22 protein-coding genes are annotated in these 25436 nt (G+C 68.9%); 10 read left to right on the top strand and 12 right to left on the bottom strand.

Features of this window, described 5'->3' with window-relative positions; genetic code table 11:
* Positions 1–219: 219 nt before the first annotated feature.
* The gene (locus ON04_RS06155; RefSeq protein ID WP_010540718.1) at positions 220–1485 is read right to left on the bottom strand and encodes a polysaccharide biosynthesis protein; all 1266 of its coding nucleotides are present in this window, start codon (positions 1483–1485) and stop codon (positions 220–222) included.
* A gap of 81 nt (positions 1486–1566) precedes the next feature.
* Between ON04_RS06155 and ON04_RS06160 the strand changes: the two genes are divergently transcribed.
* A complete protein-coding gene (locus tag ON04_RS06160; protein ID WP_010540719.1) occupies positions 1567–3546 on the top strand; it encodes an MmpA family trehalose lipid delivery protein in 1980 nt (659 codons plus the stop codon).
* On the opposite strand, the gene ON04_RS06165 is transcribed toward ON04_RS06160, so the two are convergent.
* Positions 3509–4714 carry a glycosyltransferase family 4 protein gene (locus ON04_RS06165; protein WP_029457873.1) on the bottom strand — a complete coding sequence of 402 codons (1206 nt, stop codon included), beginning with the start codon at positions 4712–4714 and terminating at the stop codon, positions 3509–3511. The genes ON04_RS06160 and ON04_RS06165 overlap by 38 nt on opposite strands.
* A gap of 54 nt (positions 4715–4768) precedes the next feature.
* Between ON04_RS06165 and ON04_RS06170 the strand changes: the two genes are divergently transcribed.
* Entirely contained in the window at positions 4769–5581 is an 813-nt protein-coding gene (locus ON04_RS06170) for a class I SAM-dependent methyltransferase (protein WP_050815281.1), read from the top strand.
* Positions 5582–5665: 84 nt separating this feature from the next.
* Positions 5666–7138, top strand: a complete 1473-nt coding sequence (locus ON04_RS06175; RefSeq protein ID WP_010540722.1) for an aldehyde dehydrogenase — start codon at positions 5666–5668, stop codon at positions 7136–7138.
* A gap of 33 nt (positions 7139–7171) precedes the next feature.
* Here ON04_RS06175 and ON04_RS06180 read toward each other — a convergent pair whose 3' ends face one another.
* The 7 genes from ON04_RS06180 to ON04_RS06205 all read right to left on the bottom strand — a co-directional run bounded on the left by ON04_RS06180 (position 7172) and on the right by ON04_RS06205 (position 14417).
* A complete protein-coding gene (locus ON04_RS06180; protein ID WP_010540723.1) occupies positions 7172–7834 on the bottom strand; it encodes a response regulator transcription factor in 663 nt (220 codons plus the stop codon).
* A gap of 73 nt (positions 7835–7907) precedes the next feature.
* Entirely contained in the window at positions 7908–9476 is a 1569-nt protein-coding gene (locus ON04_RS06185; protein ID WP_010540724.1) for a sensor histidine kinase, read from the bottom strand.
* Positions 9473–9910 carry a hypothetical protein gene (locus tag ON04_RS15925; protein WP_010540725.1) on the bottom strand — a complete coding sequence of 146 codons (438 nt, stop codon included), beginning with the start codon at positions 9908–9910 and terminating at the stop codon, positions 9473–9475. Before ON04_RS15925 ends, ON04_RS06185 begins: the two co-directional genes overlap by 4 nt.
* A 158-nt stretch (positions 9911–10068) precedes the next feature.
* Entirely contained in the window at positions 10069–11895 is a 1827-nt protein-coding gene (locus tag ON04_RS06190) for a phosphoenolpyruvate carboxykinase (GTP) (protein ID WP_010540726.1), read from the bottom strand.
* Positions 11896–12007: 112 nt separating this feature from the next.
* Positions 12008–12421, bottom strand: a complete 414-nt coding sequence (locus ON04_RS06195) for a DUF6802 family protein (protein ID WP_010540727.1) — start codon at positions 12419–12421, stop codon at positions 12008–12010.
* Positions 12418–13764, bottom strand: coding sequence for a hypothetical protein (locus ON04_RS06200; RefSeq protein WP_238529250.1), 1347 nt, complete (start codon positions 13762–13764; stop codon positions 12418–12420). The genes ON04_RS06195 and ON04_RS06200 overlap by 4 nt, the downstream gene beginning before the upstream one ends.
* Complete coding sequence (locus tag ON04_RS06205) at positions 13734–14417, bottom strand: hypothetical protein (RefSeq protein ID WP_141564656.1); 684 nt, start codon at positions 14415–14417, stop codon at positions 13734–13736. Before ON04_RS06205 ends, ON04_RS06200 begins: the two co-directional genes overlap by 31 nt.
* Positions 14418–14563: 146 nt before the next feature.
* Between ON04_RS06205 and trmB the strand changes: the two genes are divergently transcribed.
* From trmB to ON04_RS06230, 5 genes are read left to right on the top strand one after another with little or no spacing between them, the layout of a single operon-like run.
* Positions 14564–15304 (top strand): tRNA (guanosine(46)-N7)-methyltransferase TrmB, encoded by a 741-nt coding sequence (gene trmB / locus ON04_RS06210; RefSeq protein WP_010540730.1) that lies wholly within the window; start codon positions 14564–14566, stop codon positions 15302–15304.
* A 44-nt stretch (positions 15305–15348) separates the two neighbouring features.
* Entirely contained in the window at positions 15349–16026 is a 678-nt protein-coding gene (locus tag ON04_RS06215; RefSeq protein WP_010540731.1) for an NYN domain-containing protein, read from the top strand.
* 9 nt (positions 16027–16035) lie between these two features.
* Positions 16036–18540 carry an MMPL family transporter gene (locus ON04_RS06220; protein ID WP_010540732.1) on the top strand — a complete coding sequence of 835 codons (2505 nt, stop codon included), beginning with the start codon at positions 16036–16038 and terminating at the stop codon, positions 18538–18540.
* Positions 18541–18580: 40 nt separating this feature from the next.
* Positions 18581–19915, top strand: coding sequence for a lysylphosphatidylglycerol synthase transmembrane domain-containing protein (locus ON04_RS06225; RefSeq protein WP_238529251.1), 1335 nt, complete (start codon positions 18581–18583; stop codon positions 19913–19915).
* A 5-nt stretch (positions 19916–19920) separates the two neighbouring features.
* On the top strand, positions 19921–20280 hold the full coding sequence (locus ON04_RS06230) for a DUF3054 domain-containing protein (RefSeq protein ID WP_029457878.1): 360 nt from the start codon (positions 19921–19923) through the stop codon (positions 20278–20280).
* A gap of 205 nt (positions 20281–20485) precedes the next feature.
* Here ON04_RS06230 and ON04_RS06235 read toward each other — a convergent pair whose 3' ends face one another.
* Positions 20486–21502, bottom strand: coding sequence for a glycoside hydrolase family 25 protein (locus ON04_RS06235; protein ID WP_010540735.1), 1017 nt, complete (start codon positions 21500–21502; stop codon positions 20486–20488).
* Positions 21503–21598: 96 nt separating this feature from the next.
* Positions 21599–22336 (bottom strand): Crp/Fnr family transcriptional regulator, encoded by a 738-nt coding sequence (locus ON04_RS06240; RefSeq protein WP_158217825.1) that lies wholly within the window; start codon positions 22334–22336, stop codon positions 21599–21601.
* 109 nt (positions 22337–22445) lie between these two features.
* On the opposite strand from ON04_RS06240, the gene ctaD reads away from it, so the two are divergent.
* On the top strand, positions 22446–24194 hold the full coding sequence (gene ctaD, locus ON04_RS06245) for an aa3-type cytochrome oxidase subunit I (RefSeq protein WP_081477135.1): 1749 nt from the start codon (positions 22446–22448) through the stop codon (positions 24192–24194).
* 228 nt (positions 24195–24422) lie between these two features.
* Complete coding sequence (locus ON04_RS06250) at positions 24423–24695, top strand: hypothetical protein (protein ID WP_010540738.1); 273 nt, start codon at positions 24423–24425, stop codon at positions 24693–24695.
* A gap of 33 nt (positions 24696–24728) precedes the next feature.
* Here ON04_RS06250 and ON04_RS06255 read toward each other — a convergent pair whose 3' ends face one another.
* A complete protein-coding gene (locus ON04_RS06255) occupies positions 24729–25418 on the bottom strand; it encodes a pentapeptide repeat-containing protein (RefSeq protein WP_010540739.1) in 690 nt (229 codons plus the stop codon).
* Positions 25419–25436 lie beyond the last annotated feature (18 nt).

Raw genomic sequence — 25436 nt, forward strand, 5'->3', positions numbered from 1 at the left:
TCACACCTAAGGGGCCCCATGGGTGCAGCGGAATTCGATGGGTCTCGCGGGGCGATGGGGCAGTCGGGGCAGGATTCGGCTCGAGCGGGCCGCAGCTGCGGGTGCGGATGCGTGCGCTGGAGCTGTGGGTGCGGATGCGTGCGCTGGAGCTGCGGGTGCGGATGCGTGTGCTGGAGCGAGCGCAGGGGTGCTGCGGTCCAGCGCGACGCGGGTGCGTCCTTAGGCGGGGCGGGTCCGGAGTGCCCGCCACCCGGCGACGCTCGTGGTGAGCAAGACCACAGCAAGGGTCCCGCCCAGCACCGCCGGAACCTCACGGGGGACAGCCCACACGACCACCGCCGTGAGCAGCAGCCCGCACCAGGCGATCCCGGCCTCCACGGTTCGGTCCGTGGCGATAGTGGCGAGGAGGAACGCCTGGAGGACACTCAACGTCACGCCGAGAGCCGCGAAAGCCCACAAAAGCCCCGCGACCGGCGCATACGCGTCGCCGACGATCATCGGCACCAGCGGGGCCGCCACCGCGACACCGACCACCATCACCGCGCCGATGCCCAACAGGACGCCGACTGCGGAGCGGACGGCGCCACGATGTCCGGCCGGGTCCGCCATCCGTGGGTACAGCACTGTCCCGACGGCCTGCGGCAGCCAAAACGCAGCCTTGGCGGCGACCGCCCCCAATGCATATCTGCCGGCGTCCTCGGGCGAGAGAATTGCGCGGGCGAGGAGCAGATCGACCGAGGTCAGGGCCATCATCACCAACTGGACCTGCCCGGCGGCGAGCACAGCCGCGACACCGGGTGAGGCCAATGACGTCCCGCCGGCGGGGGAGGGGTCTGGCGTCGTCGTCACCGTTGTCGCCGTCGTGGCCGGGAGCTGGTGCCGGTTCCCCGACCGCACGATCCGTGCGGCGATCATCCAGGCCACCGCGACGCCCACAGCCCCGGCGGCCAACGCGAACCCCACACCACCGCCCGCGGCGAGCACGGCCACAGCCGGGACGACCTTGCCCGCGCCCGCAGCGGCCAACACCACTCCGAGCCCGCGAAACCGCTCGCTTCCCTGGAGTAGCCCCTGCTCGGTGGCCAGCAGACACAAGAACGGACCGGGAGCCAGGGCCGCGGCGGTCGCGAACACAGGGGTGTCGAGCAGGAGTGACACCGGCACCACGGCCGCGGCCGCCAGCAGGGCGACCAGAAGGGCGACCCGGCGACCGAGCGCCCGCGACACCTCGGGCGGCACCCCGCGCACGTGCTCACGGGCCACCACGGCCTGCAGGGCCAACGACGGCACCGCTACCAGCAATTGCGCCGAGAGCAAGGCCGCAAAAGCGCCGTAGCCCTCCGGCCCGAGCCACCGGGACGCGGGCAGATGTAGCAGGTAGGCGGCGATATTGGCGAGCATCGAGCCCGCCGTCACCGCGCCCGCGCCCGTCAGGAAGCGCCTGGTGGCGGAGTCCGGTGTCGCCTCACGCGCCTGATCGTCCACACGGTGATCGTAGGGGCCGCGTCGGCAGGTGCCGGCTGCGCGGTCGCGGGTGGGGTGTGGTGGACGTGGTGGAATGTGCGCATGTCAGCCTCCACCACCGGGACCCGTCGCGCGTCGGCTGATGCTGGTGCCGGGGCGGTCGGCGGTACTGGACGGGCAGTCGCTGTGGACGCGGCGATCGGACTGCTGGTCACTGCGCTGTTGCTCTCGGGGCTCGCGCGGCCGGGGTTCCCGCTGCTGCGCGACTGGGTGGCCACTCCCACGCCGCCGCTGTCGGATGCCGCGCTCGGGCTGGGGGAGTCGGCTGCCCGCGCGGTCCCGCAGGACGTGGCGATGGCCTGGGCGACCCGTGCGCTCGACGCGGCGGGCCTGCCGGTGTGGCCGTTGACAGGCCTGCTCACGGCGGTGTTCTGCGTGTGGTTGGCGGTGGCGGCGGGGGCTCTGGTGCGTGTGACGTCGCGTGCTGAGGTGTGGCTGCGGCTGCCGGCGGTCGTGGGCGCGGTGTGGAATCCGTTCGTGGTGGAGCGACTGCTGCAGGGGCACTGGTCCCTCCTGGCCGGGGTCGCGGCCGTGATGACGATGCCGGTGTTGCTCGCCTCCCCGCCCGCGCCCGACACGACGACCGCCGCCACCACTGCCACCGCCGCGCCGAGTGCAACCGTCCCGCGCCTCGGCGGCGCCCGCATAGCCGCCGCCTGCGCTGCCCTGGCAGCGGCCGGGCTGACCCCCACCGGGTGGCTACTGGCGGTGATCGCGGCGGCGGCGTCGCTGCTGGCGGCGGGTGCGCGACGAGCCAGAGCAGCCGCGATGATCGCCGTAACGGCCCTGCTCACCGCCTTGCCGTGGGTGCTCGCGACCGTGCTCTCGGGGGCGGGCAGCGTTGCAGGCAGGGCGTCAGGCGAGACATCGGGCGCAGCCGCGGCGGGCTCGGCCGTGACCGGGGTGGCGGCGTTCGCGGCCCGCGCCGAGCCGGGCATCGGAACCCTCGGCTCGGTGGTGTCGCTCGGCGGGATCTGGAACTCGGAGGCCGTCCCGCCGTCGCGAGCGACCCTGTGGACGATCGCGGCGCTGGTGCTATTGCTGCTGGTGTGGGCGGTCGCGACGCCTGGGCTGTGGCGAGCGCGACGCCAGCCGGCCGTGAAGGCGACGGTCCCGGTCGCCGTGGCCACGTGGTTGCTCATCGGTGCGGCCGCGACGGGCCCGGGAATCGCTGTGCTCGACGCTCTGGTCACGGCCTCACCGGGGGCGGGATTGCTGCGGGACACACAGAAGTTCGTGGCGTTGGCGTTGCCCGCGACGGTGGTGGCGTTGGCGCTGGCGACCCGCGCACTCGCTCGATTCCTGCGGCCGGCGGGGGCGGGCCTGCTGATCACTGCGGTGGCCGTGGCGTCCGTGCCCGATGCCCCCGTGGCCCTGTGGTCGCAACTGCGCCCGGTGACCTACGGGCCGGGGTGGGCTGCCGTCGCACAGATCGTGGACGGTCAGCCGGGTGACCTACTCGTCCTGCCCGCGGGGTCGTTCCGCTCGACGCCGCTGTGGGCAGGCGGTGCCGCGGTGCTCGACCCTGCTCCGCGACTGCTCGGCACCCGAGTGCTGGTCGCCGGCGATCTGGTGGTGAGCGGCAGGGCGGTCTCTGGCGAGGGTGGCCGGGCGCGCCGGGCGACCGAGGCACTCCTGCGCGGCGACGCCCCCGACGTCCTCACCGACCTGGGCGTGCGGTGGGTGCTCGACGAGCGCACGTCCGCAGGGCCGCGGGGGGAGTCGGCGCGGACCCTGTCGGGGACCCCGGACGCCCGGGAACGCCTAGAAAGCCCGGAAAGCCCGGAAACCACGCCAACCACAGCGACCACGACGACCACGACGACGACGAGGTTCGCCGACTCCGAACTGGTCCTTTACGAGCTGGCCCCGCAGACTGGTCACGGTGCGCCACCCGCGGCGACGTCGGCGGCTCGCGGGGTCGTGCTGGCCGCGCACGCACTCTGGCTACTGCTGCTCGGGGCAACTGTGGCGTTCGCGCTGGTCAGGAGCCGCCGATCCCCCCGCCGATCACGCCGCTGACCCTGCGCCCCTCGGACACCGCGGTGAGCACTTCCGCCATCGCGGATCCGGTGGCGGGCCACGACATCCCGGCGGCCTTGCGACGGGCCGCCTCGCCCATGCGGTCGCGGAGACCGGGGTCGGCGAGTAGGCGTCGCGTGGCGACCGTCATGGCCGCGACATCGTCTACGAGGAGGCCGGTCTCGCCGTCGTCGACGGAGTCCCGCAGTCCCGCGGCGTGGTGGTAACCGATCGTGGGCACACCGTGCTGCGCGGCTTCGGACACCGCCAGCCCCCAGCCCTCCTTGCGCGAGGGCATGAGGTGCACAGTGGCGCCGGCGAGGAGGCGGTGTTTGGTGGCTTCGTCGACGTGCCCGTGGAACACCGCACCGTCGGTGGTGGGAGCAACAACGTCGCCGATGAGTCCTCGCGACGTGGCGTGCGCACGAAGTTTGTCGGACCACCAGCCGCTGCCGATCACATCCAGCACCAGCCCTGGATGCTCGGTGCGCAGCGCGGCCACCACGTCGAGCGCGTCCTCCACGTGCTTGTGCGGCACGAGTCGCGAGAGCACCACCAGGCGCGGGCCGTCGGAGCGCGTACCCGGCCCGCCCGGGGTTATCCCGGCGGGCAGGGGATCGAGTCCGTTACGCACCACCGCGATGCGGCCGCGGTCCACTCCCAGCTCGACGAGCTCGTCCGCGGACGGCAGCGACACCGTCACGTACTGACTGCGCACGTGCACGCGCGGTGCCAACCACGACTCGACCCACCAGCCGATCCGCGCCACCAGCCATCCGGCGACCGGCCACTGCTCGCGGTGGATGTGGTGGACCAGCACGACCACCGGAGCGGTGGTGGCCAGGCGGGAGAAGAAGGGCACGCCGTTCTGGGTGTCGACGACGACGTCGGGCCGCCGCAGAACGCCGAGCGGTCCCAGCCCGAGCCTCCCGAGCAGCATTGCGGCCTGAGCCCGGGGATACACGGTGAACCGGCCGCCGGCCCGGCTGAACCTGACGCCGGCCTCGCTCCTTGATGAGCGGGCCGCGCCGCGTGATCGGGAGGTGCGAAAGACGACGGTGTGCCCGGCCGAGGCGAGACCGTCGGCGACGTGCTCCAGATAACGTTCGCTGCCGCCGCCCTGGGGATGGGTGCTGTCTCGCCAGCACAGCAGCAGGATTCGAGCCACGCGGACACTGTACGCAGCGGCGGGCCGCATCCGCTCGCCGGTATCGTCACCGCTGTGATCACTGACGCCGTCCACCGCTCGGGTGCTCTGAGGTCGGTGGCCCGCCGCGCCACCCTCGGGCGATCGTTGGGGCTGCTGCGCTCGTTCCCACAGGAGCAGTCCGACCCGGATGTCTTCTACTCCGGACTCGCCCGCGACACCGTGGAACTGGTAGCCGATCTGTGGGAGCAGGCCGGGGACGGTCCCGGTGTTCCTGCGTCCCCGGTCGGCAGGCTGCCGGGGCTGACCGTGCTCGATGTGGGCGGCGGGCCCGGCTACTTCTCCGACGCCTACGCCGCCGAGGGCGCCCGCTACGTGTCGGTGGAGCCGGACGTGGGGGAGATGGCGGCAGCCGGACTGAGTCAGGCGGGCTCGATCCGAGGTAGCGGGATGGCGCTGCCCGTCCGGTCCGACTCGGTCGACGTCTGTATCTCCTCCAATGTCGCCGAACATGTCCCCGAGCCCTGGACGATGGCCGAGGAGATGTGCAGGGTGACGCGACCGGGCGGTCTCGTCGTCGTCTCCTACACCCTCTGGTACGGACCGTTCGGCGGCCACGAGATGGGCCTGACCCACTACCTCGGCGGGGAACGTGCGCGACGCATCTACGAGCGGCGCCACGGGCACCCACCCAAGAACTATTACGGCGAGTCCCTGTTCGAGGTGGGCTGTGCCGAGGGGCTGGAGTGGGCGCGCGACACGGACTCCGCGGACCTGCTCGGGGCGTTCCCGCGCTATCACCCGCGGTGGGCGTGGTGGCTCGTGCGGGTGCCGGGAATGCGCGAGGTACTGGTGTCGAACCTGGTGCTGGTCCTGCGGGCGCGCTGAGCAATCACAAGACACCTCCTGGGGTCTGGGACTCGTTTACAGTGAGCTGTAACACGTTCTTGTTTCCCATTCGCGGAGGTCCCTGTGGTCGTCGTCCATGACAAGCTCTTCTCCGGCTCACGCTGGACCGATCCGATCACCACCGGCGTCCTCGAGGTCACCTCTCCTGCGACCAACGCCGTGGTCGGCCGGGTCGCGGAAACCACCATCGAGGACCTGGACGAGATGGTCAGCCAGGCCCGGGACTCCTTCGAGTCCGGCGTCTGGCGCACCACCCCGCCCGCCGACCGCGGTGCGCTGATCGGTCGCGTGGCCGACATGCTCGAAGAGCGTCAGGCCGAGATCTGCCAGATCCTGTCCGACGAGATGGGCACGCCCCCGTCGACCGCCGCGATGATCCAGGTGACCCCCTCGCTCGGGGTGCTGCGCTACTACGCCGGGCTTGCCGCAAGTTTCCCTTGGTCAGAGGTCCGTCAGGGCGAGTACGGCTCGTCCGTCGTCACCCGCCAGCCCGTGGGAGTGGTAGCAGCCATCACCGCATGGAACGTCCCCCTGTACCTCAACGCCGCCAAGCTGGGACCGGCACTGCTGTCCGGCAGTTCGGTGGTGCTCAAGCCGTCGTCCGCCACCCCGCTCTCCGCGCTGTGGCTGGCGGATCTGTTCCGCGAGGCGGGCCTGCCCGAGGGTGTGCTGTCCGTGGTGACGGGCCCGAGCTCCGTCGGCGACCACCTCGTCTCGCACCCCCAGATCGACAAGATCTCCTTCACCGGATCCACCGGCGTCGGTAAGCACATCGCCAAGATCGCGGCCGAGAACCTGACCCGCTGCTCGCTGGAACTCGGCGGTAAGAGCGCCGCGATCGTCCTCGAGGACGCCGACCTCTCCACCGCCGGCGGCACGATGGTCTTCTCGGCGCTCATGAACTCGGGCCAGGCCTGCATCTCACAGAACCGCATCCTCGCGCCGCGCTCCCGCTACGACGAGGTGGTCCGGGCGCTCGTCGACAACGTCTCGCTCATGCCCGTCGGCGACCCCGCAGATGAGGGCACCGTGTTTGGCCCGCTCGCCAACCACAAGCAGCAGGCCAGCGTCGCGGGGTACATCCGCAAGGGTGTCGAGGAGGGCGCCACCATCGCCTATGGCGGGGGCAAGGTCGAAGGGCTGCCCGCGGAGGTCGCCGAGGGCGCGTTCGTGCACCCGACGGTGTTCCGGGACGTCGACAACTCCATGACCATCGCCCAGGAGGAGATCTTCGGGCCGGTCATCCAGGTGATCCCCTACGACACCGTCGACGAGGCCGTGCAGATCGCCAACGACTCAGAATTCGGACTCGCCGGCGCGGTCTACTCGCAGGACCCGGACGCCGCTCTCGCCGTGGCCAAGCGGGTCCGCACCGGCACCATGGGTATCAACTGGTACGCCTTCGACCCCACGGCCCCGTTCGGCGGGTTCAAGAACTCAGGGCTAGGTCGCGAGAACGGACCCGAGGGGCTCGAGGCGTACTGCGAACTGCAGAGCGTGCTCATGCCGTTCGGCTGGGAGCCCGCGCAGGGCTGAGCGCTGGGCGGCGGCCGGTGTCGGACGCCGCCGTCACTCCACGCGGTAGCCGACGCCCCGGACGGTCTGGACCTTGTTCTCGCCGATCTTGCGACGCAGGGACCGGATGTAGACGTTGACGATGTTCGAGCCGGGATCGAAGTCCATGCCCCACACGCTCTCGAGGAGCTGCTCGCGGCTGATCGTCTCGCCCTTGTTGCGCAGCAGCATTTCCAGCAGCGAGTACTCGCGGTTGGTGAGTTCCTGGATGCGGCCGTCCACCTCGACGCGGCGCGTACGGATGTCCAGGCGCATGCCGGCGTGCTCGAGGATGCCGGGGTCCTCGGAGGCCTCGTGCTCGCGCAGACGCAGTCGGATACGGGCGAGCAACTCGGGCACGCGGAAGGGCTTGACCATGTAGTCGTTCGCGCCGGAGTCCAGTCCCTCGACGGTGTTCGCGACACTGTCGCGGGCCGTGAGGATGATGACGGGGGCGCTGAATCCGTGGGCACGGGCCTCACGCAGCAGGGTCAGGCCGTCGACGTCCGGCAGACCGATGTCGAGGAGCATGAGGTCGATGTCGGAGATGGTCGACAGGATGGCGCGTGCACTGGCGCCGTCCACCGCCTCGAGCGCGGTGTACTCCGCACCACCGAGTGCTTTGACCAAGACCGAACGGATGAGATCGTCATCCTCCACGACGAGAACATTCGTCATGTAACCCTCCTTCTCCGACTACGGAGTATCGCACGTCAGAACCCCGGGCGACCGGTGCGTTCCAACCGTGTCCTCACGTCTGCACCCTGGGGGCAGGCCGATCGGTGGTACCCGGGCGCATTCGCCGGTCATCGTCCGGGTTCACGAAGGGCACGACGATGCAGAACGTGGCGCCGCCGCCCCGCGCGTTGAAGGCGAACGCCCGGCCGCCGTGCGCACGAGCGATCGTCGAGACGATGGCCAGACCGAGCCCCGTGCCGCCTCGTCCGTCGCGGAGCTGGCCACGTGCGGTGTGGAACCGCTCGAAGATGCTCTCCTCCTCCCCTGCGGGGATACCGGCGCCGTGGTCGCGAACCCACCAGAGCAGTCGACGACGGCTGATCTCGCGATCCGGGGTCTCGGGATGACGGCCCGTGGCGAAGCCTTCCGGGATGGTCGGCTCGCCGGGCTCCAGGGCATGACACCCGATCTCGATCGTGTCGCCGGGGCCGGTGAACCGGACCGCGTTGGAGCAGAACTGGAGGACGGCCTGGGTGATCCGATGCTGATCGAGCCGGGCGACGCCTTCCGCGTACGGCATGACCCGCCAGTCCCGGTCGGCGGTCACCTCGACCTTGGCCTCGATGTCCAGCACCAGTTCGGCCACATCGGTGGGGGCGGTGCGGAGGAAATCGGGGCGGTCGGCTCGTGCCAGGGTGAGCAGGTCGTCGACGATCCGGGTCATGCGCGAGAGCTCGTCCTGGATGAGGCGCGTGGATTCGGCCCGGCCCTCTTCGTCCTCCGGCATGATGTCGAGGTTTCCCTGGACCACCGTCAGCGGGGTGCGAAGTTCGTGTCCGGCGTCGTCGAGGAACTCTCGTTGGGTCCGGTACGCGTCTTCCACGCGCCCGAGCATCTCGTTGACGGTGTCGGCGAGGGAGACGATCTCGTCGGGGCCGTCGGAGGGCACCCGCCGTGAGAGGTCGTCCGCGGTGATCGTCTTTGCCGCCTCACGGATCCGGCGTACCGGCACAATCATCCGGCCGGCGATCCACCAGGCCAGCAGGGCGCTCAGGACCATGCCGCCGGCACTGGTCCAGAGGAGGTAGTCGGCGACGCTGTCGGTCTCGCGGTCCGCACCTGCGTAGTTGATGGCCACCACGATATTGGCCGTGCCCGCCGGGCTCTCGACGGTGGCTTTGCGCCAGCGGACCGACTTGTCGATGATGCCGGAGTTCTCGGTCGAGACCAGGCCGATGCGTTGGACCTGGGATCGCACTCCCGGAGGGAAGAGCGGATCCTGGTCAGCGCTGTAGCGGGACAGCGTGAACTGCGTTCCGGAGCCGTTCGCCGTCCCGATGAGCAGCACCTCGGAGGCGGGGTACTGCTGGGCCAGGTACGCCCGGATCAGCTGCTCCACCGTGGGGCTCTCGGATTCGAAGGACGGCAGGATGCCCGCGGTCATGAATGTCGAGAAGTCGGCGGCCTCACGGTTGAGTCGGGAGTCGGTCACCTGCTCGGTGCTGAGGTCGAGCAGCTGGACCGTGAAGACGACCATCGCCGCGAACACGGCGGCGGTGATGAGCGTGATTCCGGCCGTGACACGGAGCCGTGCGGAGTGCCACCACCGGGTTGAGGGAGGCTTCCTGGTATCGGGGCTCACCTCGGTGAAGAGCGGAGGTCATCGGTTGAGCTGCTGTTGCTGACGCCGGAGTTTTCGACGGCGTCGTCGTAGACGTCGCGGTCCGCAGGCGCCTTGTCGACGGTGCGGCTCGAGGGGCGGTCCTCTTCGGAGCCGGTAGGCAGCGAATTCAGCAATGTGGGCCGGTCGGACACCACGGACAGGATCGCGGGCAACGCCCCGGGCAGCGTGAGCGTAGCCCGACCGTCGATGACGGTGAGGTGTGGCCGTGAACCCTCGATCGCGGTGCCGCCGAGGCCCGAGGCGGCGGCGGAGGGTAGTGCTGCTGTGGAGGCATCGAGGAGCTGAGGGGAATCGGGGGAGGGGGTATCGATGATCCCGAAGGCGGCGGCTATGCCGAGGCCCCCGGCCACGAGGACGGGGATGGCCACAAGACCTGTGATCGCGGTTCTCATGTACCTCCCCCCAGAGACGAGCGACGCAATGTCGCAACTACTACTGTGTCATCGTTTGGCTCCACAGTGAAGAGGGCATGTCACATAGTTTCAAAGAACGGGCCGCACCCGGTGGGTGCGGCCCGTCTACTGAGACTCTGCGTCGCGTCGTGGGATTGTCAGCCCAGCCGCTTCTTGAGCGCGGCGAACTCCTCGTGGACCTCGGCCGGGACCCTGGGGCCACAGAACTCGAGCCACTCCGTGATGAGCGGGAGTTCGCGACGCCACTCCTCGGGGTCCACCGCCAGGGCGGCCTCGACGTCCTCGGCCGGGGTGTCCAGTCCGGTCATGTCGATGTCCGCGGCGCGTGCGGTGACGCCGGCTGCGGTCTCGTCACCCTCGACGCGACCCTCGATGCGGTCGACGATCCACTTGAGCACACGGCTGTTCTCGCCGAACCCGGGCCAGACAAAGCGGCCGTCGGCGCCCTTGCGGAACCAGTTGACCAGGAAGATCTTGGGCATCTTGTCCCCGCCGCGGGCGCCCATGTCGACCCAGTGCTGGAAGTAGTCACCGACGTTGTACCCGAGGAACGGCAGCATGGCCATCGGGTCGCGGCGCACGGCCCCGACCTGGCCCTCGGCCGCAGCCGTCTGCCCGGAGGAGAGCGTTGCGCCGATGTAGACGCCGTGGTTCCACGAGTACGCCTCGCTCACCAGCGGGACGGTATCGGCCCGGCGGCCACCGAACAGGATCGCCGAGATCGGGACGCCCTCGGGCGAATTGAACTCCGGCGCAGCGACGGGGCACTGGTCGATCGGCACGCAGTAGCGCGAGTTCGGATGCGCGGCGTTTCCTGCCTTGCCGTCCCCGGTCGGGGTCCAGTCGTTGCCCAGCCAGTCGATGAGGTGGTCCGGGGTGCCCTCGAGGTCCTCCCACCAGACGTCGCCGTCGTCGGTGAGGGCCACGTTGGTGTAGATGGCGTTCCCGGGCTCCAGGGTCTTCATGGCGTTCGGGTTGGACGAGTAGTTAGTTCCGGGTGCCACGCCGAAGAATCCGAACTCCGGGTTGACCGCGTACAGGCGGCCGTCGTCGCCGAAGCGCATCCACGCGATGTCGTCGCCGACCACCTCGGCGCGCCAGCCCTCAAGTGTGGGCTGAATCATCGCGAGGTTGGTCTTACCGCAGGCGGACGGGAAAGCGCCGGCGATGTAGTAGACCTTGTCCTCCGGCGAGATGAGCTTGAGAATGAGCATGTGCTCGGCCAACCAGCCCTCGTCGCGGGCCATGGCGGAGGCGATGCGCAGTGCGAAGCACTTCTTGCCCAGCAGGGCGTTGCCGCCGTAGCCGGAGCCGTAGGACAAGATCTCCCTGTCCTCCGGGAAGTGGGTGATGAATTTCTCCTCGTTGCACGGCCACGGGACGTCCTGCTCGCCCTCCGCGAGCGGAGCGCCCACCGAGTGCAGCCCCTTGACGTAGTCGCCGTCCTCACCGATCTTGTCCAGCGCCGCCGAGCCCATGCGGGTCATGACCTTCATGGAGACCACTACGTAGGCGGAGTCCGTGAGTTCGATGCCGAGCTTCGGGTCCTCTGCGTCGAGCGGGCCCATGCAGTAGGGCACTACATACATGGTGCGGCCGCGCATGCTTCCCCGGAACAGCTCGGTCATCTGGGCGCGCATCTCGGCCGGATCGCGCCAGTTGTTGGTCGGGCCGGCGTCTTCCTCGGTCTTCGAGCAGATGAATGTCCGGGACTCGACCCGGGCGACATCTTTGGGGTCAGACTGCGCGAGGAACGAGTTGGGCTTCTTGGCCTCGTTCAGCTTGACGAACGTGCCGCTCTCGACCAGTTCCCCGGTGAGTCGATCCCACTCCGCGTCGGAGCCGTCCGCAAAGACGACCCGGTCCGGCTGAGTCAGCTCGGCTACCTCCGCGATCCACGCGAGCATCTCCGCATGATCGGTTGGTACCTGACCTTCGAGGCCGGGAATGGTTGTGGTGGTCATCACAGCTCCTCGCGCGTGGTGCATGGTCTCAGACACACAGTATCGTCAACATAGGGCAGGTGGCGCCTACTAGCCCCCTCGTCCACCCCGATGTGAGATATGCCTCATGTTTTCAGATGTGCCCGTGGTCTGTGCGCTCCCACCGTGCGGGCGGATGCGCGGCTCCGGACGGGCCGGGCTCGGTGTCGTTGGTGAAGCCGCCGAACGGCACACCCTCGGTGGGATTGGCGAGGCGCCACGAGTCGTAGCTGCCGTCGAACCGCACGGTCGAGACGTGGTCGACGGTGCCGTCTCCGTCGACATCCGTATAGACGGTCAGGCCGCGGATGTCGCAGCGCGTCACGGCCTCCATGAAGCCGTCACCATCGAGGTCGGCTTCCGGCGATCCGAGGTCCAGGACGTCGTCGCCGACGGGAACGTGGAGGCCGAGAGAACTGGACGCGGCCAGTGGGGCGCCCTCGAGACCGCACACATCGGGCGAGGTGCCGTGCTCGAAGGGGTCGGAACCGAAGAGGGGGTCGGTCATGCGGTGGTGCTCCCTGCAGGGGCGGGCGCGGCCGGTGCCGCGCCGGTGGGTGCAGCAACTGTACGTGCGGTCGGAGCCGTGTGGGTGGCCCCTCCTGAGCGCCGGAGGCGGATGCGGCGCTCCAGGTCGGCGACCCTGGGCCCGGGATCGTGCGCGAAGCCGTCGGTGATAGTCGACTCGGCGGCGAGTATGCGTGCTCCCAGCGATTGTTCGGCCTCGGCGCGCAGCGCCGCGAGCCGCTCGTTGACGGCGGCGACGGTGTGGGTCCGCAGGGTCTGCGTCCGCCGGACGACGACGGTGGTCCACCCGAGGACAAGCCCGCAGACGAGGGCCAGCGGAATGATGAACATGGCCGCGCCGGGTAGCTCGGCCAGTGGGGAGAGCACCATGCGCCCCACGCCGGTTCCGCCCGCCGCGCCCATGACCATGACGAGCAGTTCCTCGCCCACGTTCCGCGGCGGCCGGCCGGGGACGATCCCGCTCGTCGGTGCCGGGATCCGTGGGCCGAGGGGAGCGGTGACCCCGAGGTGACGGGTGACCAGGGCATCGGCGCGCCGGTCCGCCCGGGCGATGGTGCCGTCGACTGCGGCGTCGGCGTCGGCGGCGAGGCCGTGCACCAGCGGATCCACGCGGGCTCGTGGCGCGGCGGAAAGTTCCTCGCGGGCGCGGCCGCCGAGGTCGCGCAGCGAACGGTGCAGGTCCTGGACGACCTCCATCCGCAGTGCCTGGACGTCCTGACGCAACGCCTGGGAGCGTGCCGTAATGGCCTCGGTGCGCCGTGCCAGGAGCCAGTCGACGGTGGCCACCCCGGGATCCGGCCCGACGGGAACGGGGCCGCCGGCTGTTGCCGCGACTCCCGGGGCGCCCCGGGCGGAATCGGGCGAGGAATCGAGGGAAGAGAGGAGGGCGGTGAGAAGCGCCGCCGGTGCGCCGGGCAGGTCGCCGTCGACCAGGTGGACCGGCACCCGCACCCCGGATTCGACGAGTCGCCGGGTGGTCACGTCCACTGTCTCGGACAACTGCGCCGCCGTGCACGTGTCGGCCCGGCCGGCCAGGGCGACCGCCATCGGCACGCGCGAGGCGACGCCGCGGGCCACCTCCACGTCGTCGGGACGGACGGGGCATACGGCGTCGACGACGAGAACCGCCGCGTCCGGCCTGTCCTCGGGCCCGGCGTCCACGAGTACGCGGACGCGGACGCCGCCCTCGCCGGTGGATTCCGCCGCCTCGGCCAGTGCCTCCGCCACCGCGGGTGCGGCCGAATCCTTGGCCCCCAGGACGGCGATCGTCAGTTCCCGGGTGGGCGCCGCCGTCATCGCGGGGCCGATTCGTCGAGCGAGCACAGGGCAGCTTCGGCGAGATCGCCGACCTGTCCGTGAGAGCAGAGCTCCTCCAGATCCGCACTCAGCCTGGCCACCCTCACCTCCGCCAGCCGACGGAGTGCGCGGTCGACGAACGCCACGACAAGGTCGACCGACCCGTCCGAGGGCTCCCGGGCATCCACGGACGGCAGCCCGCGGGCCCAGTGCGGTGTGGCTGGGTTGCTGCCGTCGCCGATGCCGTCGTCGTCGTTCCTATTTACTCCCGTCGCCACCACCAGTAAGCCGTGACGGCGCGGTCGCCGTATCCACGCTTCCTCATGGCGGCAGGGGGCGGTGCGCAGGCACACGATCTCCACATCCGGCGGGACCGGTACCGGCGCGCCTGGGGCGACGAGCGCATCCAGGTCGTCGACAGACGCCCGCCACCCACGGCGGGCGCGCAGCGCCGCGGCGAGCGTCCGCCTCCCCGACCCCAGGCCGCCCCGGACCCGGATGTCGACGGGAGCGTCGAACCGCCCCAGGGCCGCGTCCAGGAGGCGCAGTCCCCCGGAGTCGGCCGGGACCCCGGACCGTGCCCCGGAGGAACTGATGACTCGCCGGACCCGCGCGGCGGGATCGGCCCCCGTAGGGCTCGGCTGGGTCTGTGGCTCAGTGGCGTCAGTCACGGTCGGCACGAGCACATCGTGGCCCCTCGACCACCGCGCGGCAATACCTTCCCCCAGGCAGAATCGCCGATGCGCAGCCCGATCGCACTCCGCGGACCCGCGCCGTCGGCCCGTCGGATTCGGAACCGGACCGCCGATTACGGGATGATGGCCGGGTGAACCAGAGCGAGAACCCCGCCGAGGCCGCTGGCCCGACCCCGGATGACGACGCCCGACTCTTCCCCCGGGTGACCGCCTACCGGTTCCGACGCGGCACCATGCGTCCGGGACAGCAGCGCAACTGGGACGAGCACTGGCCCACCTACGGCCGGAACGTCTCCGACGACCGGGTGGACCCAGAGGCTCTCTTCGGCCGCACCGCGCCGCTGATCGTGGAGATCGGCTCCGGCACCGGCACCTCGACCGCCGCGATGGCGGCCGTCGAGCCGGACATCGACGTGATCGCGGTGGAGGTCTACCAGCCCGGCCTGGCCCAATTGCTCGGGATGATCCTGCGCGAGGATCTGCAGAACGTTCGCATGATCCGCGGCGACGGCGTGGACGTGCTCACCAACATGATCGCACCGGCCAGCCTCACCGGCGTCCGGGTGTTCTTCCCGGACCCCTGGCCCAAGGCACGCCACCATAAGCGGCGCCTGCTCCAGTCGGGGACGTTCGAGCTCATCTCCTCGCGCCTGAAGCCCGGCGGAGTGCTGCACGTGGCCACCGACCACGTCGACTACGCCGAGTGGATAGGTCCGACCGGCGACGCCGAGCCGACACTCGAACGGCTCGACGCCACCACCGACGCCGGACACGTACCGTTCACTCTGGAAAGACCCGTGACGAAGTTCGAGGGCAAGGGTCTGCAGGAGGAACGAGTGATCAACGAGTTCGTCTGGCGTCGTAGAGAGTGACGCCTCCACCACGACCCCCTACGACGACAACCGAGGCGGACCCCATGACCCCACCCGAAGAGACGCGGCCCCACGACACGTCGGGCGCCTCCTCTACGCCCGATGCCCCGGGCGTGGTGCTCCTGGTCTGGGACGCACCGAACGTCGACATGGGTCTCGGGTCCATCCTGGGAGGACGCCCCACCTCCGCGTTCCGGCCCCGCTTCGACGCGCTGGGCCGCTGGTTGCTCGGCTACACCGCCGACCTATCGGTCAAGCACGAGGACGCCCTCGAGGCCGAGGCCACGGTGTTCACCAACATCGTCCCCGGGACGTCCGACAACGTTCGGCCCTGGGTCGAGGCGCTGCGCAACGTCGGCTTTGCCGTGTTCGCCAAGCCCAAGACCAGCGACGACTCCGATGTCGACGACGACATGCTCGAGCACATCGACCTGCGGGCCGAGTCCGGGCGACTCGCCGGCGTGGTGGTGGCCTCCGCGGACGGACAGGCGTTCCGCGAGCCGCTCGAGGAGCTCGCCCAGGACATCCCCGTCGCCGTGATCGGCTTCCGGGAGCACGCCACCTGGGCAGTCCAGCACGACACCATCACGTTCCTCGACCTCGAGGACATCCCCGGGGTCTTCCGGGAGCCCCTGCCCCGGGTCAGTCTCGAGAACCTGCCCGACGAAGGCGCCTGGCTGCAGCCGCTCCGGCCGCTCGCCGCCCTGCTCACCTCGCGCTAGGAGCCCCACGTGTTCAATTCGCTCGGGCGGACCGTCGCCCACCGCCGCGTCCTCGTCCTGGTCTGCTCCGTGCTGCTCATGGCCTTCCTCAGCGTGGCCGGCAGCATGTTCGGCAACCCGTTCGGCCAGGGCGGGTTCGAGGACCCGGAGAGCGGGTGGGCCACCGCCGAGCAACTCGAGCAGGAGGCGTACGGACGCGATGCCCTGGGCGACGTGGTGGTCACCTACCACGCCCCCGAGGGCACGTCGGTTGACGATCCGGCATTCCAGGATCCCATCCGGGCATCCCTGGAATCGATACGCACCGAGTACCCCGACCAGGTCACCGGCGTGACCAGCTACGTGTTCAACCAGTCGCCGGCCCTGGTCAACCGCGATGAGGGCATCGCGGTGGCCTCCATCCAGATCGCCGGCGTGGAAGAGGAGATCCTTGAGAACTTCCGGGTTATCGAGGACCAGATCGCCGTGGACGGCATCCAGACCGACATCGCCGGTCTGCAGCCCGTGGCCGGTGCGCTGCAGGACGGGATGGACGCTGACCTGGTGCGTGCCGAGCTCATCGCGCTCCCGCTGGTGTTCCTGCTGCTCATCCTGGTGTTCGGCGGTGTCGTGGCCGCGTTCCTGCCGGTCTCGGTGGGTGTGCTGACAATCCTCGGATCGCTCGGCTCGCTCCACCTGCTCTCGCTCCTCACCCCCGTCAATTCGTTCGCCCAGAACGTGGTGACGCTCATCGGCCTGGGCCTGGCGATCGACTACGGCCTGTTCGTGGTGAGTCGGTTCCGCGAGGAGATGGCCGAGGGATATCCCCCCGACGCGGCGGTGCGCAGAACCCTGGCCACCGCGGGGCGCACCGTGGTGTTCTCCGCGGTCATGGTGGGCGTGACCCTGTCGGGGCTGCTCATCTTCCCGCAGGACTTCCTCAAGTCGGTGGCCCACGGAGCGATCGTCGCGGTGATCCTGGCCGCGCTCCTGTCGGTCACTCTGCTGCCCGCAGTCCTGGTGCTGCTGGGCACGCGCGTCGACATGCTGGGAATCAAGCGTCTGCAGCGTCATCGCACCCGCGAGCAGGTCGAGAACGGACTGTTCGGCCGTGTGGCCGACTTCTCCATGAAGCATCCCGTGGCGGTGGCGGTGCCGGTGGTGGTGATCCTGGTGGCCCTGATCATCCCGTTCTCCGGAGTCAAGTTCGGCGGCATCAACGAGACCTACCTGCCACCCGACAACACCACTCGCGTCGCGCAGGAACAGTACGACGAGAATTTTCCCGGCACCCGCACCGACCCGGTCAAGTTGGTGGTGATCGGTTCCGACGGCGGCACGCTGTCCCAGATCCGCTCCGCCGCCAATGAAGCGCCCGGCCTGACGGGGCCCTTCGAGTTCGCACGCTCCGGAAAGCAGGACTCGCAGGGCCGCGACGTGGTGGTCCTGCAGTCCGGTCTGGTGGACAGGAACGCGCCCGCGGAGACCGTCGAGTACCTGCAGTCGTTTCCGATCCCCGACGGCACCGACGTGTACGTGGGCGGTAACCCCGCCATGGAGTCGGACTCGGTCGACGCGCTGGTCGACGGACTGCCGTGGTTCGTGCTGTACGTCCTCGTGGCCACCACGCTGTTGATGTTCCTGGCCTTCGGTTCCCTGGTGTTGCCGATCAAGGCCGCCCTGATGAACATGCTGGGCCTGGGTGCCACGCTCGGCATCCTCACCTGGATCTTCGTCGACGGCCACGGCGCCGGCATGCTCGGCTTCACGCCAGGGCCGTTGACCTCGCCGGTGGTGGTGCTGCTCATGGCGATCATCTATGGCCTGTCCACCGACTACGAAGTGTTCCTCGTCTCGCGGATGGTCGAGGCCAGATCCCGCGGCGCCCGTACCTCCGAAGCCATACGCAGCGGCGTGGCCAACACCGGGCGCATCATCACCTCGGCCGCTCTCATCCTCATCGTGGTGACCGGCGCGTTCGCGTTCTCCGAGATCGTGATGATGAAGTACATCGCGTACGGCATGATCGCCGCGCTGATCATCGACGCCACAGTGATCCGCATGCTGCTCGTGCCCGCGGTCATGCAGATGCTCGGCACCGACAACTGGTGGGCACCGACCTGGATGAAGCGGGTCCAGCAGCGGATCGGACTGGGCGAGGCCGAGATCGACGACGAGCCGCACCTGCTCGTGAACCGGCCCATCGAGGCAGATGTCGGGGCGGGCGAGATGGCCGCGAACTCGCTGGAGGGGCCCGGCTCCGCTGTCGGCGTGCTCGAGCGTGAGCCAGCGCCAGCGCCAGCGCCAGCGCCAGCGGCAGAGCCAAAGCCAGAGGCAGAGGCAGAGCCAAAGCCAGAGGCAGAGGCAGAGGCAGAGCCGGAGGCCCAGCCCGCTCACCACGCTGACGACGACAATCACCCCGAGCACGCCGACGCCCCCGCCGATTCCGACGTGGAGTCGGGCGAGCAGAAGATCCCCGCCTCAGAGTTGATCGCCAGGCTGATGCGCGAGCACCAGCAGAGGCGCGGGGAGTGACTCTCGGCCGGGGCCCCGGTGTGGGATCCGGAGCCGGGTGATGAGCTCTGGTTATGGTGACGAGATGATCGGGACGCGTGCCGCCGCGATGAGGCGACGTATCCGGCTGGTATTGGGCAATCCGTGGTTCAAGGCCCTCGCGACGCTCGCCGTACTGGCCTTCATCCTCTATTGGCTGCGCGGGCAGATGCCGTTCTTCGCCCAGGGCTTCGAAGCCGTCGCGCGCCCGCACTGGGGTTGGGTCGCGGCCGCGCTGGTGTTCTCGTACCTGTCCATGTCGAGCTACGGCTCCGTGCAGAAACTGCTGCTGCAGTCGGCGGGCGTCAAGGTCGGCTACTGGGCCAGCGTCGGTCTGGTGTTCTCCGCCAACGCGTTCTCCACCTGCATCCCCGGCGGGCAGGTGTTCGGCACCACCCTGACCTACAGAAAGACCCGCCAGTGGGGTGCCACCCGAGTGGTGGCGTCGTGGCAGTTGGTCATCTCGGGAGTGCTCTCCGCGGTCGGTATCGTAATGCTGGCGCTGCTGGGCTTCTTCCTGGTGGGATCGGTGTCCAACCCGTTCCTGCTGATGCTGTCGGCGTTCGGGCTCGTAGCAATCGTCGTGGTGGTGCAGTGGGCGGCCCGCAACCCGGACAAGATCGAGGGCACACTGCTGTCCGTCCTCGGATGGGTCAACGCGCGTCGCCGCAAGCCCGTGGACCACGGTGCGGCCGGCGTGCGCAAGGTTGTCGAGCAGGCCGAGGCCGTGGACCTCACCAAGACACAACTGTCCAAGGCCTTCGCGTTCTCCCTGCTCAACTGGGTAGCCGACATCGGCTGTCTGTGGGCCGCGGCCAACGCGGTGGGCGCGCAGCACAGCATCGGCGGACTGTGCATCGCCTACGTGACCGGCAAGATCGTTGCTACCGCACCCATCACTCCGGGCGGGCTCGGGACGGTGGAATTCGCACTCATCACCACACTCACCGCGGGTGGTCTCGGCGCGCATCAGGCGTTCGCGACCGTGTTCGTCTACCGAATAGTCAGCTTCCTGCTGGTCGCATTAGCCGGCTGGGTGGTGTTCTTCCTCTTCTACCGGGGGGCCGTGGACATCGATCCGGATGCGGAACCCGAGGACGGCGGGGCTCTGGACGAGGCGCCGTCGTCGTCGTCTTCTGGCGTGGGTACAGCAGACGCTGACTTGCTCCGGTCGCACCCAGCGGAGATCTCCGCCATGTGGCCGCTCAGGGGCAAGCCGTGGCGCCCCACTGTCCCGCTCGTGTCCGGCCCGATCCCACTGCTGCGCGTGCGAGATGACGGCACCGTCGATCCGGACCAGGGCGAGACGTCCTGCTCGGTCAGTCGACCGGAACATCGTGATGAGAAAGGACGGTGAGCGGCGTGGCTCCGCTTGTTGTGTTTGTGCTGGACGCGGTGTTGGTGGTCGTGTTCTCGACCCTGGGCCGTATCGCCCACTCCGAGGAACTCGGCGTGACGCAGGTGTGGGGGACTGCGTGGCCGTTCCTCGTGGGACTGGTCGTGGGCTGGGTGATCGTGCTGCTCGCGCGTCGCGCCCCCGTCTCTATCGGGTCGGGCGTGTTGCTGTGGCTGTCCACGCTCGCGGTGGGCATGGTGATCCGTGGCCTCGGTGAAGGCCGCGTGCCGCACTGGAGTTTCATGATCTTCGCCGGCCTGGTCACCGCGCTGCTGCTGATCGGCTGGCGTGCTGTCCGGGCGGGCGTGGTCCGCCGACGCGGTTGAGTCGCTGACTCAGCAATCCCTCGGCATCTGCTCCCGCGCCTGTACCTGCCCCCTGAGCGTTGGCAACATCCGCCACCCGCGATGGCGTCCCGCGCGCGCATCGGTACGAGCGCGAGTGCTTCCACGGCAGCGGATGTGAACGAACCCGCTCTGCAGTCAGTGGATGAACCCGCCTCACAGTCCGTGCGCGAACCCGCTCCTCAGGTCAGGGAAGCGCCTGAGGAATCCGGTCGAGCAGGCCGCCCGACACGTCGAAGCCCTGTGGCATCTCAATTCCATACGGCGTGGGCAGGTCCTGCGGGATCGCGACTGTGATGTCCTCGGCCGTCTGAACCGGTGCCGGGGCCAGCTCGGGTGCGGGGGCCGGGGGCGGCGGTGCGTGCTCGATCTGGGGAGCCGGGTCGGGTGCCGGGGCCGGCGGGGGTTCGGGTGCGGGTTCGACCGGGCCTGCCCAGGCATCGAGGTCGGGCCGGGTGCCCGCGAAGACGTTCAGGTCCACATTGTGGGCGAATCCGGGAACCTCGCCGGTGTCGGCACGCTGCCAGAAGAGCCATTCGGTCCAGCCACCGATCACCGGCGAGGTCGGCTCGGAGACACCGTATTCGGCCAGCCAGAGCGGGTACTCGGCGAACCGGGCGGTGTTGTCCATCCGTTCGATCCAGAAGTAGCGGTAGGTGTAGACGATCGGCGTGCGGCCGGTGCGGTGGCGCAGGGTGTCGAGGAAGATCTGCGTCCACTCGGCCAGTTCGCGGGCGCCCAGGCCCTCGTCGTACTCAAGGTCGAGCACGGGTGGCAGCTGATGGCCGCCGACTGACTGGAGTCGATCCGCGAAGGCGTGGGCCTGCTGCGCGGGCTCCATGCGGGGCCTGGCCATGTGGTAGCTGCCCACGAGCATCCCTGCGTCGCGGGCGGCGGCCACGTCGGCCTCGTAGTAGCGGTTGGCCGCGCCGGTGCCCTCGGTGGCTTTGATGAACGCGAACGTCTGGCCGGAGGCGCCGGCGGCATGCCAGTCCACGGCCGCATCGTGGGGATGCTGCCAGCTGGAGGAGTCGACACCCTGCGCCAGACCGTCGAAGACAGGAGAGAGGGGAGTGACGGCATCGGCGCGGGGCGTGAGGACCACGACGACGACGAGGCCCACCGCCATGACGACCGCGGAGGCCAGGGCGACGAGAAGTCTGGAGATCGGGGCGCGTCGGACTGACGGACCGGCAGAGGTCATGTGCTCGAGTATGGGCGAGCCACATGAGTCACACAAGCAACTCGCGCAACTTTGCGCACATTGGCCCGGTGCGCGGTTCGGGCACGTGGTGGGTATTCAGGCCGGCGGGGCATGCCCGTCGAGGTCAGCTGGGTTTCGGAGAAGCGCGGCCAGGCCGACCGCGTCCAGTGAGAACCCTCCAAGCTCATCCGTTCTCGCGATCATCCCCGCCTCGGTGAGCCGACGGATGCGACGGGACAACGTCTCCGGCGTGGTTCCGAGATAGGAGGCCACGTCTACCTGCGAACTGGGAAGCGTGACGAGGCGGTTTCCGTCGTCGTCGTATGTTCGCGGAAGTGCCAGGAGGTACGAGGCGAGTCGGGTGAGGACCGTGTCCGCGACCTGTGCGGACAGGAGGAGTTCGGTTGCGAGCAGGCGCTGGAGAGCGGATTCGAGCAACCCGCGCAGGATCGACGGATACGCGGTGGCGAGCTGGTCGAACTCGGTGTGCGGAATCGTGCACAAACGGGTGCCGGGTAGGGCGAACGCCGAATGAGCGGGCAGTTGCTGGAGGACCAGTTGCGTCTCCCCTACGTGTTCGCCGGGTCCGAGGAGTCGCACCGTCCGGCTGTGGCCGGCGGGGCCGACGTGTACCAACCGCAGCCCACCGGTCAGCACTACCGCGATCCGACCCACGGAATGGCCGGCGTGCTGGATGCATTCGCCGCCCTCGGGGGTTTCGGACCGGGCTACACCGAGGAGGGAGGTCCAGCCGCTGTCGTCCAGCCCAGCGAACAGCGGCAGGTTGTTCAGTTGCGAACGGGTAAACCGATACCGGGTCCTTGAATGAGCCACGGCACCCATGGTGCCCCGTCCGCGGATCCGGTGCCGGGCGACAGCACTTGATCTAGATCAATGACGAATTCTCGAATCGGGTCTACGGTCCGGCTCAAGGAGGCACGTGATGACCACAACCCAGCCAGTACGGGTAGATGAGACCGTTCAGCCGGCGCAGCCGCGCCCGTTGACGACTTCGCCCTGGCAGATGTTCACCACCACCGATCACAAGCTCATCGGGGTGATGTATATCGTCACCTGCCTTGTGTTCTTCTTCGCCGGTGGCCTGATGGCGCTGCTCGTGCGGGCGGAACTATTCCTACCGGGCATGCAGTACCTGTCCAACGAGCAGTTCAACCAGCTATTCACCATGCACGGCACGGTGATGCTGCTGTTCTACGCCACCCCGATCGTGATCGGCATCGGCAACTATGTGATGCCGCTGCAGATCGGCGCTCCCGACGTGGCGTTCCCGCGGCTCAACGCGTTTGGCTTCTGGCTGTTCACGTTCGGTGGCGTAGTGGCGCTCTCCGGCTTCCTGACCCCCGGCGGCTCCGCCGCCTTCGGCTGGACCATGTACATGCCCCTGGCGGACAAGATTCACTCGCCGTACGTGGGCGCCGACCTGTGGATCCTCGGTGTGGCGATCGGCGGCATCGGCACCATCCTGGGCGCGGTCAACTTCGTCACCACGATCATCTGCCTCCGCGCGCCGGGTATGACCATGTTCAGGATGCCGATCTTCACCTGGAACCTGATGATCACGTCCGTCCTGATCCTGCTGATCTTCCCGCTGCTCACTGCGGCCGCGATGGGTGTGTTCTACGACCGGACATTCGGCGGCCGCATCTACGATCCGTCCAACGGTGGCGCCATTCTCTGGCAGCACCTGTTCTGGTTCTTCGGTCACCCTGAGGTGTACGTGGTGGCACTGCCGTTTTTCGGGATCGTCTCCGAGGTGTTCCCCGTCTTCTCTCGCAAGCCGCTGTTCGGCTACGCCGGCCTGGTCTTTGCGACCCTGGCGATCGCGGCCCTGTCCATGGCGGTCTGGGCGCACCATATGTTTGCGACCGGCGCTGTTCTGCTCCCGTTCTTCTCGTTCATGTCCTATCTGATCGCGGTTCCGACCGGTGTGAAGTTCTTCAACTGGATCGGCACCATGTGGAAGGGCAAGATCACCTTTGAGGCGCCGATGTTGTTCGCCCTCGGCTTCCTGGTGACCTTCCTCTTCGGCGGTCTGACCGGCATCATGATGGCTTCGGCGCCGATCGACTTCCACATCCACGACTCGTACTTCATCGTGGCGCACTTCCACTACGTACTCTTCGGCACCATCGTCTTTGCGACCTTCTCCGGTGTGTACTTCTGGTTCCCCAAGATGACGGGACGGATGTACGACGAGCGACTCGCGAAGCTGCACTTCTGGCTGATGTTCATCGGCTTCCATACCACGTTCTTGGTCCAGCACTGGCTGGGTACGCAGGGAATGCCGCGTCGTTACGCCGACTACCTGGCCACAGACAACTTCACCGTTCTCAACCAGATCTCGACGGTCGGCTCGTTCATCCTGGGCATAGCGATGCTGCCGTTTATCTGGAACATGATCAAGAGCTGGCGCTACGGTGAGATCGTCACCGTCGACGACCCGTGGGGCGGAGGCAACTCCCTCGAGTGGGCCACCTCCTGCCCGCCGCCGCGCCACAACTTCGAGACGCTGCCGCGGATCCGTTCCGAGCGTCCTGCCTTCGAACTGCACTACCCGCACATGACCGAGCGCATGCGCGACGAGTCCCACGTAGGGGGTCGCGCCCGCTCCCGGGATCACGGCTCGCTGAAGGACGCCGCTAGCAGGGGCACCCCGCCCAACAAGGGCTGATCGGGGTGTTCACCTCGCACCGGCCACCAGCGGTGTAGGCATCCACGTCGTGACCTCCGTTGATGCACTAGGGATGTCACCGCCGGGGGTGGCATCCCGGGGGGAGTGGGTAGTGGTCTGGGTCACGGATTAATCACAACCTGTAACACACGGCCCCACGCGTGCGAATGCCACTTTTTCTCACCTACTCTTAAGGCAGTCCCTCTGAAGAAGTCGGGAGTGCCCCTCATGACCGATGCTGTTGATCTCTCAAACCCTCGTTACCGCCATGCCCTCGTGACCGAGGTGGACGGCCCAGGCGACGATCCCACCCTCGAGGTGGTCGTGGCCGAAACTGTTTTCTTGGACGAGCACGGTGCCGGGCGTGGTGTTCCCGAACTGCGACTGCGGACAGGGGTCGACGGCATCACGCTCACGGATCGCGACCAGGTCCTGGAACTGCAGGCGGTTATTAATCGTGCGGTTAACCAGTGGCGCGACTGCGCCTCACACCTGGCCTGACGACCGGTGCGCCTCCGGGGTGGAAGAGGTCGGTCACTCGACCCTGATACTGGCCTCCCCGATCAGCGCCAGGCCCACCCCGAGGACCTGTTCAGGTGAGATGAGTGCGCCTCGCAATGCGGACGCGCCGCGGATGTCCTCGAGATCGGCGCCACGCAGGTCGGCGGCGGAGAGCTCGGCCCGCTCAAAGCCCGCCCCGCGCAGGTCGGCGCCCTCGGTGGACAGATCGGCAATCCGGGTCTCGAGTAGGTCCGCCTGACGGCACCGCGTCCCGGCCAGGCGGACACGCTGGATCCGCGCCATCCGCAGGCTGATCATGTCGGCGTGGCAATCCTCGAAGCTCACGTCGGTCAGGCGTGCGTCAGAGAGAACAATCCCGGTGAGGCGGCAGCCCACGAAACGCACCCGTGTGAAGGCGGCTCCGTCCGCGACGAGGCCCGAGAGGTCGCAACCGCGGACCACGACATCGGTCAGGCGCAGGGAGTCTGCCCGGGCGCCGCTGAGTCGGAGGTCCTGCAGGATGGACTCTCGGATCTCCATGCCGCCGATCCGCGCGGCCCCGTCTTCCGGTCCGGGCACGTGTTCGGCTGTGGCGAGAACGCCGTCCCAGAGGCCGTCGGGTTCGAGTTCGGACCGGGGAGGATCCAGTTGCTCGGGTCGCGGGGTCGACGGGGCGACGGGCGGGCGGGGCGTGCTGGATCGACGGCTGAGCGGGGTGGTCATGGGGGCCAGCTTAGGTCG

The organism is Dietzia alimentaria 72 (assembly GCF_000226215.1).
GTDB lineage: Bacteria > Actinomycetota > Actinomycetes > Mycobacteriales > Mycobacteriaceae > Dietzia > Dietzia alimentaria.